Source organism: Aliidiomarina sp., assembly GCF_047920995.1.
In the GTDB taxonomy this organism is placed as follows: domain Bacteria; phylum Pseudomonadota; class Gammaproteobacteria; order Enterobacterales; family Alteromonadaceae; genus Aliidiomarina.
In genome coordinates this window covers 1-15,572 of record NZ_JBLRWZ010000024.1, presented here as the reverse complement: position 1 = coordinate 15,572, position 15,572 = coordinate 1, and the positions used below count along the sequence as shown (strand labels likewise).

At 48.7% G+C, this 15,572-nt stretch carries 14 protein-coding genes; 13 read left to right on the top strand and 1 reads right to left on the bottom strand.

Annotated features, from left to right (window positions below; all coding sequences use genetic code 11):
* Positions 1-74: 74 nt before the first annotated feature.
* On the bottom strand, positions 75-1,331 hold the full coding sequence (locus ACNA7P_RS07810; protein WP_416258060.1) for an adenosine deaminase family protein: 1,257 nt from the start codon (positions 1,329-1,331) through the stop codon (positions 75-77).
* Between the two features lie 167 nt (positions 1,332-1,498).
* On the opposite strand from ACNA7P_RS07810, the gene ACNA7P_RS07805 reads away from it, so the two are divergent.
* The 13 genes from ACNA7P_RS07805 to ACNA7P_RS07745 form a co-directional block, all read left to right on the top strand.
* Positions 1,499-2,098 carry a thymidine kinase gene (locus ACNA7P_RS07805; RefSeq protein ID WP_416258059.1) on the top strand — a complete coding sequence of 200 codons (600 nt, stop codon included), beginning with the start codon at positions 1,499-1,501 and terminating at the stop codon, positions 2,096-2,098.
* 38 nt (positions 2,099-2,136) lie between these two features.
* On the top strand, positions 2,137-3,270 hold the full coding sequence (locus ACNA7P_RS07800; RefSeq protein ID WP_416258058.1) for an efflux RND transporter periplasmic adaptor subunit: 1,134 nt from the start codon (positions 2,137-2,139) through the stop codon (positions 3,268-3,270).
* A 4-nt stretch (positions 3,271-3,274) separates the two neighbouring features.
* Positions 3,275-5,245, top strand: a complete 1,971-nt coding sequence (locus ACNA7P_RS07795; protein WP_416258057.1) for a MacB family efflux pump subunit — start codon at positions 3,275-3,277, stop codon at positions 5,243-5,245.
* A gap of 138 nt (positions 5,246-5,383) precedes the next feature.
* Positions 5,384-6,466, top strand: coding sequence for a dihydroorotase (pyrC, locus tag ACNA7P_RS07790; protein WP_416258056.1), 1,083 nt, complete (start codon positions 5,384-5,386; stop codon positions 6,464-6,466).
* 221 nt (positions 6,467-6,687) lie between these two features.
* Positions 6,688-7,692: a hypothetical protein gene (locus ACNA7P_RS07785; protein ID WP_416258055.1), complete on the top strand. Its 1,005-nt coding sequence runs from the start codon at positions 6,688-6,690 to the stop codon at positions 7,690-7,692.
* A complete protein-coding gene (locus ACNA7P_RS07780) occupies positions 7,689-8,429 on the top strand; it encodes a PilN domain-containing protein (protein ID WP_416258054.1) in 741 nt (246 codons plus the stop codon). Before ACNA7P_RS07785 ends, ACNA7P_RS07780 begins: the two co-directional genes overlap by 4 nt.
* Positions 8,426-9,091, top strand: coding sequence for a type II secretion system protein GspM (gene gspM / locus ACNA7P_RS07775; RefSeq protein WP_416258053.1), 666 nt, complete (start codon positions 8,426-8,428; stop codon positions 9,089-9,091). The genes ACNA7P_RS07780 and gspM overlap by 4 nt, the downstream gene beginning before the upstream one ends.
* On the top strand, positions 9,088-9,438 hold the full coding sequence (locus tag ACNA7P_RS07770; RefSeq protein WP_416258052.1) for a hypothetical protein: 351 nt from the start codon (positions 9,088-9,090) through the stop codon (positions 9,436-9,438). Before gspM ends, ACNA7P_RS07770 begins: the two co-directional genes overlap by 4 nt.
* Positions 9,435-11,102: a pilus (MSHA type) biogenesis protein MshL gene (mshL, locus tag ACNA7P_RS07765; protein WP_416258051.1), complete on the top strand. Its 1,668-nt coding sequence runs from the start codon at positions 9,435-9,437 to the stop codon at positions 11,100-11,102. The genes ACNA7P_RS07770 and mshL overlap by 4 nt, the downstream gene beginning before the upstream one ends.
* A gap of 9 nt (positions 11,103-11,111) precedes the next feature.
* Positions 11,112-12,023 carry an ExeA family protein gene (locus tag ACNA7P_RS07760; RefSeq protein ID WP_416258050.1) on the top strand — a complete coding sequence of 304 codons (912 nt, stop codon included), beginning with the start codon at positions 11,112-11,114 and terminating at the stop codon, positions 12,021-12,023.
* The gene (locus tag ACNA7P_RS07755) at positions 12,020-13,162 is read left to right on the top strand and encodes a tetratricopeptide repeat protein (RefSeq protein WP_416258049.1); all 1,143 of its coding nucleotides are present in this window, start codon (positions 12,020-12,022) and stop codon (positions 13,160-13,162) included. The genes ACNA7P_RS07760 and ACNA7P_RS07755 overlap by 4 nt, the downstream gene beginning before the upstream one ends.
* Positions 13,162-15,054 (top strand): GspE/PulE family protein, encoded by a 1,893-nt coding sequence (locus ACNA7P_RS07750; RefSeq protein WP_416258048.1) that lies wholly within the window; start codon positions 13,162-13,164, stop codon positions 15,052-15,054. The genes ACNA7P_RS07755 and ACNA7P_RS07750 overlap by 1 nt, the downstream gene beginning before the upstream one ends.
* A 5-nt stretch (positions 15,055-15,059) precedes the next feature.
* The coding region (locus ACNA7P_RS07745) for a type II secretion system F family protein (RefSeq protein ID WP_416258047.1) at positions 15,060-15,572 on the top strand (513 nt) is incomplete at its 3' end.

Below are 15,572 nucleotides of genomic sequence, written 5' to 3'. Positions count from 1 at the left end.
TTGGTACCAGTAAAACCCCACCGCTTAAAGGTGGGGTTTTACTGGTGTGGTTATGTTATTGCTAAAGAAACGCCTTAAATAAACCCATACTTACGCGCTACTACATCAAAGTACTCAAGCGTGTGCTTGGCGTAAGCCCGTTTATCTACATAAGTACCCGGGAAGAAGTTCTTCTTAAAGCCGTACGCCACCATATCTTTTAAGCGCTTTAATGGTATGGGGAAATTATCTAGCGCCAATTTGTACTCATCGCTTACCGTAGTGTTCGATACTAACCGGTTATCGGTACAAATTACCGTAGCAATACGGCTGTCTAGCATATGGCCAAAGTTGTGGTTTTTAATATTACCAATGCTTGGGTTGGTTTGCATGTTACTGGTAAGGCACACCTCTACCGCAATGCGGCGATCGGCAATGTACGATGCTAATGCTCGGCTATACGCTTCTTTATCGGTGATCTTCGGATCTTCAATCATATCCGGTGAAAACAACGAGTAGCCGTGCCCTAACCGATCGGCGTAACAGGTGGTGAGTGCGGCGAAAATACTTTCAGCCCCATAGGCTTCGCCTGCATGCACAGTTTTTAGCAGAAAGTTTTGGTGTGCGTATTCATACACTTCTTTAAATTTGTGTGCCGGGAAACCATTTTCTTGACCAGCAATATCTAAACCTACAATCGGCAAACCATCTTCATCACGCATGCGTACGCTGGCGCGAATCAATTCCATGGCCGCAGCTTTAATTACATCCATCGAATCGTGATCACGCAACAAAGTGAACAACTGAGTGTAGTATGGTGAAAAGCCTTTCTTGCCAAACGAACGCATTGCACAGTTAATAATGCCGTACTCGAATGGCGGCTTCAGCCCAGCGGAAAGGCCAACATCGGCGCGGGCATTGTACTCGGCTTTCGCTTTTGCCAAGCCGTTGTTTACCGCATGCATTACCTCATCAAAGCCAATACCCACGGTAGGATCCATCAACAACTGTGGCGCAAAACGCACTTCAATGTAGTTTACCCCTTCAGCAAGGTTATCCATGGCCAGCTCATACGCCGATTGCTCCATATTCTCAACATCACGAAGCACGGCGCAGGTGTATTGAAAGCCATTGAGATATTCGCCAAGGTTTTGATATTGGTCTTTAAAAACCAACTCTTTTAACCCCTCAACGGTGTATGATGGCAGCTCAATCTTGCTGCGTTTGGCCATTTCAATCAGGCCTTGTGGCCGCAAGCTACCATCGAGGTGCAGGTGAATATCCGCTTTCGGTATTTCACGAATGAAATCAAGTGAGTAGGTGGTTTGCGATGGGTTTGCTGATGGCTGCATCTGTAAATTACTCCTGCACATAAATTTAGCGGTGAATTATATCGCATTTTTTGTGCGTTTGCGCGGTTTTGCATTGCAGCAACATTCACTCTCGCATATCGTCCGCCCTATTGTATTGCGCGGAAAACGCACAAGCACATGCGAACTATTACGAAAGAAGACACATTATGGCATCACTTTATTTTACGTACTCGGCAATGAACGCCGGCAAAAGCACATCGTTGTTGCAAGTAGCATACAACTATGAAGAGCGTGATCAGCAGGTGGTTTTGCTTACTCCCGCGCTGGATACCCGAGCCGGAGAGGGCAAAATTCATTCGCGCCTTGGGCTTGCAAGAAGTGCAGAAACATTTACGCCGAAAACGGATTTGTTTCGCCGTGTGCAAGAGTTACTCAGCCAGCAGGTAATTGATTGTATCTTGCTAGATGAAGCGCAGTTTTTGAGCCCAGAACAAGTATGGCAATTGGCCCGAGTGGTAGATGAATTAAACGTGCCGGTAATGTGCTATGGCATTCGCACTGATGCTTTTGGTAATGCCTTTCCGGGCAGTGCTGGGTTGTTGGCGATAGCTGATAAATTAACAGAACTTAAAACAATTTGTTTTTGCGGCCGCAAGGCCACCATGGTGTATCGATGCGATGAACAGGGCAATGCATTGAACTCCGGAGAACAGGTTGCGATTGGTGGTAACGATCGATATGTGAGTTGTTGCCGTAAACATTGGGTTGAAGCCGTAGGGTTTACAAATAGACAGCTGCTGGAATAAACCAGCAGTTTTTTCCTTTAGTAGAGGGTGATTAGAACATGAAAAAAACAGGGCGTGGCTGGTTGTGGGCTGTAGCGATCATTGTGGTGATTGCAGCAGTGGCTACATGGTTAATTTGGCCAAAGGACAATGGCGAACAGCGTATTAATACCGCGAAAGCAGAAGTTCGCAATATTGAAGTGGTAGTAACGGCAACAGGCCGTTTGCAGCCGCTTGATTTTGTAGATGTAGGCGCACAGGTATCGGGGCAGCTAGAGGTATTGCACGTAGAAGTAGGCGATACCGTTGAGCGTGACCAAGTACTCGCGGAAATTGATGCAACCGTACTAGAAGCTCGGCTCGATGGCGTGCGTGCGCAACTGCGTTTTCAACAAGCACAAAAGCGTGAACGAGAAGCTACCTTGGATTTAGCCAATATTAATTTGGCGCGCCAAGAGAAGCTTTTTGTTGATCGCGCCACTTCGGAAGAGCTTGTGCAAAGTGCCGCAGCAACCGCGCGTGCTGAAGAAGCGCGCCGCGATGCAGTGCAAGCGCAAATTGAACAAACTGAATCATCATTACGTGCTGATGAAGCCAATCTGAACTATACGCGTATTTTTGCACCCATGCCGGGTACGGTTACTAACATTGTTGCTCGCCGTGGGCAAACTTTGAACGCTGCACAAACTACGCCAACCATTATGACCATTGCTGATTTATCAACAATGCGTGTGGAAGCACAAGTTTCAGAAGCGGATGTAAGCCGTTTACGTGATGGCATGGATGTGTATTTCACTACTTTGGGCAACCGCGGGCACCGTTGGTATAGCAAGCTTGATATTATTGAGCCTACGCCAAGCATTGAAAATAATGTAGTGCTTTATAACGCCTTGTTTGAAATTCCTAACCCAGATGGCGTGTTGTTACCGCAGATGACCACTCAAGTGTTCTTTGTGGTGGATAGTGCTGAAAGTGTAGTTTCCGTGCCAGCCAGTGCAGTGCGCCCAGCAGGCCGCGGCCAGTTTGAAGTGCAAGTAATGCGCAATGGCCGCCCAGAAGCGGTGCGAGTAGAAGTGGGCATCAGCGATCGTGTGCACACGGAAATCAAATCAGGCATAAGCGCTGGCGATGAAGTAGTAATTCCTACTCAAGCTGGAATGCCTCCGGGCGGAATGCGGATGATGCGAGGCTAAGCAGATGGCGAACCAAGCTTCAAGCGGCAACGAAAGTAGCCGCGAGCCAATGATTAAAATTCGTAACCTTACCAAGAGCTACCAAACGGGGCCGATTAACACCCAGGTATTGCACGGTATCAATATTGATATCAATGCCGGTGAATTTGTGGCCATCGTGGGTAGCTCGGGTTCAGGTAAATCCACCCTAATGAATATTCTTGGGTGCTTGGATAAGCCCACCACTGGTGAATATCATTTCCAAGGCCAAGCGGTTGCGGATATGAACGTAGACCAGCTGGCGAGCCTGCGGCGTAGCGCATTTGGTTTCGTATTCCAGCAATACAATTTGCTGGGTGGGGCTACAGCAGTAGCCAATGCGGAATTGCCGGCCGGTTACACCTCTATGGGCTCGGAACAGCGCCATGAACGGGCCGAGCAATTGCTTACTCGCCTAGGCCTTGAAGATCGCATGCATCATAAGCCTTCTGAGCTCTCGGGCGGCCAGCAGCAGCGTGTTTCCATAGCGCGGGCGCTGATGAACGGTGGTGAAATTATTCTCGCCGATGAGCCCACGGGTGCGCTCGATAGCCAAAGTGGTAAAGAAGTAATGGCGCTGCTCAAAGATTTATCAGCGCAAGGCCATACCATTATCTTAATCACCCATGATCACGAAGTGGCAGCCCATGCCGATCGGGTAATTGAGCTGAAAGATGGCCACATTCTCTCGGATACTCGCAGCAAAGAACAAGGCGCCCATGTAGTACCACCTCAGGGGCCCGGCGCCGGCCAGCCGGGGGCATTGCTAGATGCTGGCCGATCAGTGATTACCGCATTCACTGCGTTGCGGCAGAATATTTTCCGTACCGCACTTACCTTGCTGGGTATCGTAATTGGTGTGGCGGCGGTAATTTCGATGCTCGCCATTGGCCAAGGTGCCCGCCAAGATGTGGTGGATCGCATTAGCGCCATGGGCTCGAACTTGCTTACCGTGTTTCCGGGGGCGCCGAACCAAAGGGGCCGTTGGAGTGTGGCTACGCTGGTACCCGAAGATGTAGATGCCATTAACGAGCTGCCCGATATTCTTGCCGCAGTGCCCGAGCTAACGGGCAACCGTACCCTGCGCCGCGCTGGCTTTGATAAAGAAGCACAAGTAAATGCTACTTATCATATGTTCCCTGTGGCACGGCAATGGGATCTTGCTTACGGTAGTTTCTTTACCCAAGAAGATGAAGATCTGTATGCCACCGTTGCGGTAATCGGTAAAACGGTTGCTACCCAGCTATTTCCTGATCGGGATCCGTTGGGTGAGGTAATGCTCATCAACAACGTATTGTTCCGTGTAATCGGGATAATGAGTGAGCGCGGGGCGAGCCCTTGGGGGCAAGACCAAGATGATGTGGTTTTCGTACCTTATTCTACGGGCTCATTGCGTTTGTTTGGCCAACGTTTTCTACGCAATGTAACGGTTGCCGTGGAAAACAGCGATCCGGTAGTAATGCAACGTGCCAACGATGCCGTACATAGCCTATTGTTGGAGCGCCACGGTGTTGAGGATTTCCAAATCCGCAACATGGCCTCGATTATAGAAACTGCCACAGAAACGCAAAACACCATGACCCTGCTACTGGGCGTAATCGCCGTAATTTCACTGGTAGTAGGAGGCATCGGGGTAATGAATATTATGCTGGTGAGCGTTACCGAACGTACCCGGGAAATTGGTATTCGCATGGCAGTAGGGGCGCGCGGTGCGCAAATACGCATGCAATTCTTGGTAGAGGCGGTAACCGTAGCCTTGTTGGGTGGTTTAATTGGGGTGGGCTTGGGTTTAGGCATTACCTGGATTATTTCCAGCTTAGGTAACAGTGTGGTGTTTGCGGCTGGCCCAGTAATTATGGCGTTTGGTTGCGCATTCTTAACCGGTTTAATCTTCGGTTATGTGCCCGCGCGCAAAGCGGCGCAGCTCGATCCAGTGCAAGCGCTAGCCAGCGAGTAAAGGGGCATAAGTAACAGTTCTGGCAACGATAACTGAACGCGCTTCACCTGCGGAACGTGGCAGAAAGTTTTCGAGAAAACAGGCTCTAATGGTATTCTATGAAGCACTACTTCTACGAATGCCTGCGGAGCCTTTTTTATGTCGAATACAGCACCCTCTATTTCAGCTATTCATACCGCATCTTCAGCACCAGCCACGTTAACTATCACGCGGCCCGATGATTGGCATCTGCATTTTCGTGATGGCGATATGCTGGCCATTACAGTGCCCGCTACCGTCCGTGTATTTCGCCGCGCTATCGTAATGCCCAACCTGGTACCGCCGGTTACTACCGTAGCTTTGGCAGAGCAATATCGGCGTAACATTATGGCTGTGCTGCCGGAAGAAAGTAATTTTGAACCGCTAATGGCTCTGTATTTAACTCAAGATACCAGCCCAGCTGATGTGCGCGAAGCAGCGCAAAACCCGAATATTATCGGTTATAAACTGTATCCAGCTGGCGCCACTACCAACTCGAGTTCTGGCGTGAAAACCATTGATGCAATGGGGCCGGTATTAGAAACCATGCAAGAATTTGGCGTGCCTTTATTGATTCATGGCGAGGTTACCGAGCCTGAAATTGATATTTTCGACCGCGAGCGGGTATTTATAGAACGGTATTTAACTCCGATTACCCAGAAATTCCCGCGCTTAAAAGTGGTGCTAGAACATATCACTACCAAAGATGCCGCCGATTTTGTGCGCGAAGCCCATGATCTAGTGGCGGCAACCATTACGCCACAACATATTCTTATGAACCGCAACGATTTGTTGGTGGGTGGCGTGCATGTGCACAATTATTGCTTACCGGTTTTAAAACGCCGAACGCACCAAGAAGCGCTGCAACAAGCGGCCATTAGCGGCAACCCGAAGTTTTTCCTCGGTACCGATTCTGCCCCTCATGTGCAAGCGGCAAAAGAAACGGCCTGTGGTTGTGCTGGCTGTTTTTCTGCCTTTACCGCTATCGAGCTCTACGCGGAAGCCTTTGGGCAACTGAATGCGCTAGATAAGCTTGAAGGTTTTGCTAGCCACTTTGGCGCTGATTTCTATGGCCGCCCACGTAATACCGAAACCATTACCTTGTTACAAAAACCATGGCATGCACCAAAAACCGTTACTCATGGTGGTGAAATCTGGGTGCCGTATTGGGCCGGTAGAGCGTTACAGTGGCAAGTGGAGTAATAGCTACTTACTAGCAATCGGGTTGCTTGCATGCGGCATAAAATAATGGTTATCGAGGCATTTTCGTAATAAGTTATATAACAACACTCATAGTTTTCTGCTTGCAGAAAGTATTTATACTCTTTTATCAGGAAGTTTTAACAAATCAGCTATATACTCTGTTATGTAGATAAAAATAAAAGCTAACGTAATCCACAAAGCTGAACGAAGGGTAGGACGCCATGTCGTTTTTTCGCAAATTTCCAATGATGAATAAAACCAAGCATCTATTCGCGCTTGGTATTGGTGATTCGGTTGTGTCGCTCGCGGCGCTCGAAGCATGCCCAGAAGAAGAATCTACCGGCTTAAGTTTTGCAGGTGATTATTGGAAACTGGTAGAAAGCGATACCTTGCCTGTGCAACTTGGTGATCATGCCAATGCGGTAAATGAATTACTGTTAAAACACAAGCGCTTGGGGTATAAAAACGCACCGCTTCAAATCGTGCTAAGTTCTGAGCTGATTTCCCAAGTAAACGTAGAGCGCCCAGAGCTGCCACCAGCAGAAATTGCATCTTCATTGCAATGGTCGTTGCGTGATTTAGTGCCGATTGCGGCTACCGATTTATTGGTGGATTATTTCGATCCGCCCATTCAGCCTCCTGGTAAAAACGAAATTCATGTAGTGGCCGCGAGCCGTGAGTTCGTGCAGCCTATTGTGGCCGTTATTAGCGAGTTTAACTTTAAAATTAAAGGCATTGTGCATAGCGATTTGGTGTTCGGCAGCTGGCCTGAAGCAAATCGTAGGCTCATGATGGTAACTCAGTTACCTCGTGAACGTGCGCAACTGCATATTATTGCCAACGGCCATTGGTTTGTGTCGCGTCGTTTACGTTATACCTACGATCCTTATACGCTTAAGGTAGAAGATACTAAGCTTATTGAAGGCTTTGCGCTCGAGTTACAACGTTTATTAGATTTCTTTTCGGGCCCCATGCGGCAAGATCCGATTAATGAGATCGAGCTGTTGTTCGAAAATGGTCAGAAAGAAGAGTTGTGCGAGGCCATTTCGCAGCAGCTGGGTATGCAGATAACCATCTCAGCGTATCCAGAGTGGGCGCAGCAATCAGCGAAAGCCGATTATAGTAATCTGCTAGCTATCGGTGGCCTACAGTGGTTCATGGGCAAGAACACGCCAGCCACACATGCTTATGAAGCCGCACCAGCAGCAGGGAAGGCTACCGCATGAAACATACTATAAATCTATATCGCGCAGATTTACTGCCCAAACGCCCATTTCTTGATTTTCAACGCGTACTTACCGTAATGCTCTTGGTGTGGGTAGCAGCGGTTGGCTTGCGTGTTGTGCTAGAAGTGCAAGCGCTTAGCCTTACTAACCAAGTAAACGTAGCGCAACAAGAACAGCGGCAGAAACAACAATTGCTCACGCAATTATCCGCGCAAGTAGCGCAGCTGCGAGTAGATCCAGAGCTTGAGCGGCGCGTGCGAGTACTACGTGCCCGAACGCAAAACCAACGCAGTATTTTAGTAGAGTTTCGCGAAATCGGCCGGGTACAAAGCTTCGATTACGCGGCGATTCTTACCGAGTTAGCGCAAGTGCATCAAAACGGCATTTGGCTTACGAAGGTAGAAGAAAATAATGGCGTGTTGAATTTACATGGCTTCACTGTGGATCCGGCCATATTGCCATATTGGATGCAGCAGTTCCGCGATAAAGAGCATTTAAGCCGCCGCCACTTTGGCCGCATTCAAATGAACCGAGTAGAGGATATCGGCTTAAGTTTTGTGGTTTCAGGCCTAGAAGTTGAAGGTGATGCTCGCCCGGCAAGTTCAGCGGTAGATGATGCCGTAGATGAAATTGAAGCGGAAGATGCCGATGAAAGCGCCAGTACGCAGCGTTTAGAAGCCAGCTATCTTTTGGCACGCGCACGCATGGCGTTGGTAAGCACGGAGGCTACATTATGAGCGGAATTTATTTCAAACAAGTAATGAAGCGCGGCCAAGCTTGGTTTGGCGATAAATCTAATCGTGATCAGTGGGTGTTAGCGGTACTCGCGATATTTGGTTTTACTTGGTTGCTTTATATTTTAATGGTAGAGCCGGTGTTCTTAGATCGAGAAGATAAGGAGCGCCAGCTTGCGCAACTTACCGCTTCTACCGCCCAATATGATCGGGAAATTCGCCAGCTACAAGGGCGCTTAAATGAGAACCCGAATCGGCCTCTAGAACAGCAATTGCGGCAATTAACCCTGCAATCAGAGCGTTTAAGCACTGAGCTTGCAGAAGTGGCGTACTTTATCGAGCCGCATGCACTTATTACCTGGATGCAAAGTATGCTCGAGGGTACAGCGCAGCGTTCATCTACTAACCAAGTATCGGTGCGGTCTTTTGTTATTCAGCCGCCGGCCGTATTTTTAGAGAATCGTGTGGAATATCCAATTTATCGGCATGATGTAGAAGTAACCCTAGAGGGGCGCTACTTCGCCATACGCGATTATTTAAATCGTTTGCAAGATTTGCCTTATGGCTCGTATTGGCAAGGTATTCAGTATGAAGTAGAGCAACATCCGAATTCACGGGTTACCTTGCGTTTATTTACGCTTACGCAGCAGAAGGTTACGGAATGAAACGATTAGCTTTTACATTAACCGCTGCAATAGCAGGGAGCTTGTTGCTATCGAACGCGAGTTTCGCGAATAGCGAACGCGATCCAACGCGGCCACCTCGGCACGTTACGGCTATCGGCGATGGCATTACGGAAGTAAAAACATACCAAGTAAAAATGATAACCACAGTTTCTGGGAAGCGGGTAGCGCTCGTAAATGATGAACATCTTCGTTTAGGAGATTACATTGATGAATGGCGAGTAAGCCGTATCGATAGAAACAGAGTAACATTGCGGCGGGGCAACGAGGTTTTAGTGCTGTCCGTATTTGGTGAATTGCGGAAAACCGAAGTAAGGGATAACGGATGAAATTACGAAATAGCATAACAGCCATAATTACCATCGGTGTGCTCACAGGATGTGTAACAAAGCCAAACGATGAGCTACTTGCAGAAGCGGAAAACGCGTTACGAACCGGTGAATCAACCCGCAGCGCACCGGCAAGCTTGCCTTCTTCTGTGCGTGATGAATTACGCCGGCCAGCGAGCGCTTTACAAGAACAACGCCAATACGAAGAACCGCGCTTCTCAATTCAAGCACGCGATGTAGATGCCGCCGATTTCTTTGCGCAAATTACCGATGATTCGCCTTATAGCGTAGTTGTGCATCCGCAAATTACCGGGGCCATAACAGTTAACTTGCGTAATGTAACCATGCAAGAAGCCTTTGCTGTAGTACAAGATATTTATGGCTACGATATTCGCCGTGAATCGGGTATTTACCGAGTATTCCCTGCGGGTATGCGTACCGAAACCATTAGCTTAAATTACCTTGCACTAAGCCGTTTTGGTATGTCGAATACCATGATCTCATCTGGCGGTGTTGCCGACCAAGATAACCAGAATAACCGCGGTGGTGGCCAGCTGGGCGGCCAAGGTGGCGGCTTTGGTGGTGCTGGCGGTTTTGGTGGTGCTGGCGGCGGTTTAGGTGGCCTCGGTGGGCAAGGTGGTATGGGCCGCGCTGGGCAAACTGGCTCGATGATTTCTACCACTTCCGAAACTGACTTCTGGGATGATTTAGCCGATGCCTTAAGCGGCATTGTAGGTTCTGGCGATGGTCGCCGCGTGGTGGTTTCACCACAAGCAGGCTTGGCTACAGTAACTGCGTACCCGCATGAAATTCGTTCTGCCCGTGATTTCTTAAGCTCCGCCGAAAATAGTTTGCAGCGCCAGGTGGTGTTGGAAGCCCGTATCGTAGAAGTAAGTTTGAGTGAGGGTTATCAACAGGGCATTGATTGGAGCAAAGTAACTAGCCGCGTTGGCGGTGGTGTTACCGAATTCACCTTTGGCTCTCAAGATCTCGATACCAGTACCCTCGGCGGTATCGTTGGCATGCAATTTCAGAGCGGCAGTTTTAGCGGTATGTTAGAAATGCTGGCAACTCAGGGGCAGGTGCAAGTGCTCTCTAACCCACGGGTAACGGCTACGAACAACCAAAAAGCGGTGATTAAGATTGGTGAAGATGAATACTTCGTTACCGATGTATCTACCACTACAGTTACTGGTACTGCAACTTCTACAACGCCAAACATTCAGTTAACGCCGTTCTTCTCCGGTATCGCCCTAGATGTAACACCGCAAATTAGTGACGACGGCACCATTACCTTGCACATTCGCCCATCGGTTACTGAAACAACGGAACAGGAAAAGCGCATTACGCTATCGGGCGAAACGTTAGTATTACCATTAGCACGGAGCAATATTCGTGAAGCCGATACCATTATTCGTGCACGCGATGGTGAAGTAGTGGTGATTGGTGGTTTAATGCAAACCTCTTATACTGACCAAGTATCGCAAGTGCCGTTATTAGGAAATATTCCTGGTATTGGCGAATTGTTTAAAAACCGCCGTCAGCGCGAAGTTAAAAAAGAATTAGTGATCATGTTACGGCCAACCATTGTTGGCGTAGATACATGGGATACTGAGCTTGAGAGTTCGCGCGAGCTATTACGGCGCTGGTATGAAAGCCAGTAAGGAAGTTGCATGTATTTGTACCACTTCGGTTTTTCGGAGTTACCGTTCACGTTAACTCCGAATACCGGTTTTTACTGCGAGTTACAAGGCCATGAAGAAGCACTGCAGGTGCTTTCTACGGCGCTAAAAACCGGAGAAGGGTTCATTAAAGTTACCGGTGAAGTGGGTACTGGAAAAACCATCCTTTGCCGCAAGCTACTGAATGAAATTTCCAACCATTTTGTAACCGCCTATGTGCCAAACCCGTACTTAAACCCGAATGAGTTGCGCCATGCGATAGCAGCAGAGCTAGGGGTGGAGTACGATGATGAAGCCGATCCACATCAGTTAACCCGATTAATTGAGCAGAAGTTACTAGAAATAAATAATTCCGGCCATTCGGTGGTGTTGATTATTGATGAGGCGCAAGCCTTACCCACCGATAGTTTAGAAGCGCTACGCTTGTTTTCTAATTTAGAAACTGAAACTCGCAAACTCGTGCAGCTGGTAATGTTTGGTCAGCCAGAGCTTGATGAGCGCTTAGCAACCCGCGAGTTGCGCCAGCTTCGCCAACGCATCGGCTTTTCCTATCGGCTTAGTACGTTACGGGAAGAAGAGCTAAAACGATATATTCGCCACCGGGCGAAGCGGGCTGGCTATAAAGGCCCTGAGTTATTCCCCGATGAAGTAGTTAGCTGGCTGCATCAAGGCAGCCGCGGTGTACCACGCTTGGTAAATTTGTTAACCCACAAATCATTATTACTGGCATACGGAAATGGCAGACATACGGTAACAGTGGCCGATATTAAGGCCGCTATAGCCGATACAGAAGATGCAACCATGCCGAAAAAGCAAGATTGGCTATGGTTCACAATTGGCTTTGCGGCAGTGTGTGCAGGAATGCTCGGCCTTGCCGTTAGCCTAGGATGGATAAATTTATGAGTATCATTAACCAAATGCTGCGCGATATCGATAAGCGCGATAAGAAAGTAGATGGTGAAGAAAGCTCGAAGCCATCCGATGTGTATATTCCGAAACCAGCGCAGGATAAGCGTATTAAATTTGGTATAGCAGGAGGCGGTGTGGCAATTATTATTGTTTTAGCTATCTGGTTAGGGGTGAACCCAGGCGCAGAATTATCTGAGCCGCCAATCACTAGTACAATGGCGAGCACAGAAACCCAACTTGAGCAGCAAACCGCGAGTGCTGCGGTGGGCTCTGGTATGGAAACTAGCAGCGCAAACGTTACTGCAAATGGTATTAGCGCTGCAGAGAACGGCGCTAACGGGGCTAGTGGCACAGGAGGCGGAGCAGCAGCTGAGGATTCTTATGCGCAGAATGGTTCAGTAGTTGATGATAGCGATACAGCTGTAGCTATGCATTCGGGCGTAAATACTAGTACAACATCCGCTTCCGCAATTACCACAGCAGCTACTACAACAACAGCTGCAACAACACAAGCCGCACCACGTAATAGCGAAATGCAAGTATCGCGCACTGGCGCTAGCACGGAAGGTGGTGCAGAAGCAGCGTATCGAGATGGCATGCGCGAGTTACGCAATGCAAATCAACCTGGCGCGATTCAGCACTTTCGCACCGCGTTAGAGCGCGATGCGATGCACCATGAAGCGCGCCTCGAATTAGCAGTATTGCTGTTTTCACGCGGCGCACTAAATGAAGCACTGCAGCTATTGGCCGCAGGCCAACAGCTGGCGCCTAACTTTAATGAGTTTCGCCTAGTGGAAGCGCGAATTCTAGTGCGTGCTGGTGATCTTGAAGAAGCGCTGCAAGTATTAAATGGTACTAGTAGCATATTGCCTACAGATGCTGATATCTTTATCTTACGCGGCTCATTGGCAACTGAACTAGGTTATTATGGTGTGGCTGTGCACAGTTATCGCGAGCTGGTAACCTGGCGGCCGAACCAAGGTACTTGGTGGTTAGGCCTAGGGTACGCGTTAGAAATGAATGGTGAACGCGCAGAAGCGGCTGAAGCGTATCGGCAAGCGTTGCGGGATACGCGCTTAACTGCAGAATCAAGACGTTTTGTAATGGATCGGCGAGAGGGATTAAGTTACTAATGGCACATCGTCCGCGCCTAAGAATGCGCTTGGGTGATTTACTCGCCCATGAGCATGTAATTACTGATGAACAGCTTAGTGAGGTGCTCGCTGAGCAGCGCCAAACTGGCCGTAAAATCGGTAATATTCTCATTGAAAAAGGCTATGTAAAAGAACATCAGTTGATGGAATTCTTAGCCCATCAGCTCGATTTACCCTTGCTGAATCTCTCTGAAGTTCGCACCAGCGAAGAGAACGCTAAGCTCATTCCTGAGGTGCAGGCGCGCCGACATCGTGCTCTCGCAATAAAATCCGATGAGCACCGTGTGTTAGTAGCCATGAGTGACCCTGCCGATTTGAACGCAGTAGATGCCATAGCTGCCCTTATACAGCCCCGTGAGTTAGAGCTGGCGCTAGTTTCAGAAGGGCAGCTTTATGATGCCTTTGATAGCGTATATCGGCGCACCGCGGAAATTGAACAATACGCCAGCCAGTTACAAGAAGAAGCGAACGTAGATTCTGATTTTGGCCTCGGCAACCTAATCGATGCCAGCGATGATGAAGTAACGGTAGCGCGCTTATTAAACTCTATTTTTGCCGATGCCGTGCAGGTTCGCGCTTCTGATATTCACTTAGAGCCCGATGAAACATCGTTACGCATTCGCGTGCGGGTAGATGGCCAGTTACAAGAAAATATTCTCGATGAAAAAAACATTGCCGCGGGCTTAGTATTGCGGTTGAAGTTGATGGCGGGGTTAGATATCGCCGAAAAGCGCCTACCCCAAGATGGCCGCTTTGAAATGAAGGTGCGTGAGCATCATCTCGATGTGCGTTTATCTACCTTACCTACCGCCTGGGGTGAAGCCTGCGTAATGCGTTTACTGGATAAATCTAACGGGCTGTTAACTTTAGAAAAAACCGGTATGCCGCCTGAGTTGGTGAAGAAAATGCGGTACCACATGACCCGCCCCTACGGCATGATCTTGGTAACCGGGCCAACAGGTTCAGGTAAAACCACCACTTTGTATGGCGTGTTGAGCGAACTAAACGAACCACGCAAAAAAATTATTACCGTAGAAGACCCAGTAGAATATCGGATGTCGCGGATATCACAGGTACAGGTGAATGCGAAAATTGGCCTCACCTTTGCGCGCGTGTTACGCACTACCTTGCGGCAAGATCCGGATATCATTATGGTGGGGGAGATGCGTGATCAAGAAACCGTAGAAATTGGCCTACGTGGTGCGATTACCGGCCACTTGGTGTTATCAACATTGCACACCAATGATGCCATTACTTCGGCGATGCGCTTAATTGATATGGGCGCAGCACCCTATTTGGTAGCCAGCGCATTGCGCGCGGTGTTAGCCCAACGGCTAGTGCGGCGGGTGTGTGAAAACTGCGCCGAAGACCATGCGCCCGATGATTACCAACGCACTCTGTTGCGCGCGATGTTTAAAGAATCGCAAGCGGGTAAAACCTACAAAAAAGGCCGTGGTTGCCAATCGTGTAATAGAACCGGCTACCGAGGCCGAGTAGGCGTATTCGAGTTACTCGAAATTGATGAAGATATGATGAGCGCCTTGCGTGATTCAGATACCGAAGGCTTCGCACAAGCAGCCATGCGCAGTAAAGATTTTCGCACTTTAGCGCAAGTAGGCTATGGTTATGCGAAGCAGGGCATTACTTCGATTGAAGAAGTGCTCTCACTGGTTGCCGGTGTTCCTGATTTTGATGAAGCAGCAGAAGCCGAAGCTGAAGAGGGCGCGAGTAAGAGTAAAGAAGATACCGTGAGAAATGCCGCGGAAAAAATGGTAGCAGCAGAGTTAAAAGCAAAAGCCGATGCAACAGCGAAACAGCCGGAAAAAAGCCGTTCGCTGGCATCGTTACTCAACACTACGAATGAGACCTAAAGGCTATGCCACAGTTTCAATATCAAGGCCGAGATAGTGAAGGTAAGCGTATAAGCGGCGAACGTTCAGGTATGAACGAGCGCACTATTGCCAGCACTCTCATACAGCAGGGAATAACCCCGCTGATGATTAAGGAAATCGCCATTACCATCCAAAAAGAGGATGATGAGAAAGGCGTTTTCGATATTGATCTGCGCGATATATTTACCCGCTCGGTACCTTTAAACGATGTAATCATGTTTATTCGGCAAATGTACTCGCTTACCAAAGCGGGTGTGCCCATGATGCGCGCCATTGAAGGCTTAGCTAGCAATTCCACCAATCGTCGCTTAGGGCGAGCGCTACAAGGGATTAGTGATCAGTTAGAGCGGGGCCGCAGTTTATCGGCGGCAATGGCCGAATATCCACATTGTTTCCCCAAGCTCGTTATTGCGGTTGTGCATGTAGGGGAAAACACCGGCCGTTTAGATGAAGCCTTTTTACAGGTAGGCGAATACCTTGAGCGTGAACTGGAAACC

Bases quoted from the DNA above. Each gene is read 5' to 3' on its own strand.
- gspM (WP_416258053.1), top strand. From the start codon at position 8,426: ATGAGCGGAATTTATTTCAAACAAGTAATGAAGCGCGGCCAAGCTTGG.
- ACNA7P_RS07785 (WP_416258055.1), top strand. From the start codon at position 6,688: ATGTCGTTTTTTCGCAAATTTCCAATGATGAATAAAACCAAGCATCTA.
- ACNA7P_RS07810 (WP_416258060.1), bottom strand. From the start codon at position 1,331: ATGCAGCCATCAGCAAACCCATCGCAAACCACCTACTCACTTGATTTC.
- pyrC (WP_416258056.1), top strand. From the start codon at position 5,384: ATGTCGAATACAGCACCCTCTATTTCAGCTATTCATACCGCATCTTCA.
- ACNA7P_RS07770 (WP_416258052.1), top strand. From the start codon at position 9,088: ATGAAACGATTAGCTTTTACATTAACCGCTGCAATAGCAGGGAGCTTG.
- ACNA7P_RS07800 (WP_416258058.1), top strand. From the start codon at position 2,137: ATGAAAAAAACAGGGCGTGGCTGGTTGTGGGCTGTAGCGATCATTGTG.
- mshL (WP_416258051.1), top strand. From the start codon at position 9,435: ATGAAATTACGAAATAGCATAACAGCCATAATTACCATCGGTGTGCTC.
- ACNA7P_RS07780 (WP_416258054.1), top strand. From the start codon at position 7,689: ATGAAACATACTATAAATCTATATCGCGCAGATTTACTGCCCAAACGC.
- ACNA7P_RS07750 (WP_416258048.1), top strand. From the start codon at position 13,162: ATGGCACATCGTCCGCGCCTAAGAATGCGCTTGGGTGATTTACTCGCC.
- ACNA7P_RS07795 (WP_416258057.1), top strand. From the start codon at position 3,275: ATGGCGAACCAAGCTTCAAGCGGCAACGAAAGTAGCCGCGAGCCAATG.
- ACNA7P_RS07805 (WP_416258059.1), top strand. From the start codon at position 1,499: ATGGCATCACTTTATTTTACGTACTCGGCAATGAACGCCGGCAAAAGC.
- ACNA7P_RS07760 (WP_416258050.1), top strand. From the start codon at position 11,112: ATGTATTTGTACCACTTCGGTTTTTCGGAGTTACCGTTCACGTTAACT.
- ACNA7P_RS07755 (WP_416258049.1), top strand. From the start codon at position 12,020: ATGAGTATCATTAACCAAATGCTGCGCGATATCGATAAGCGCGATAAG.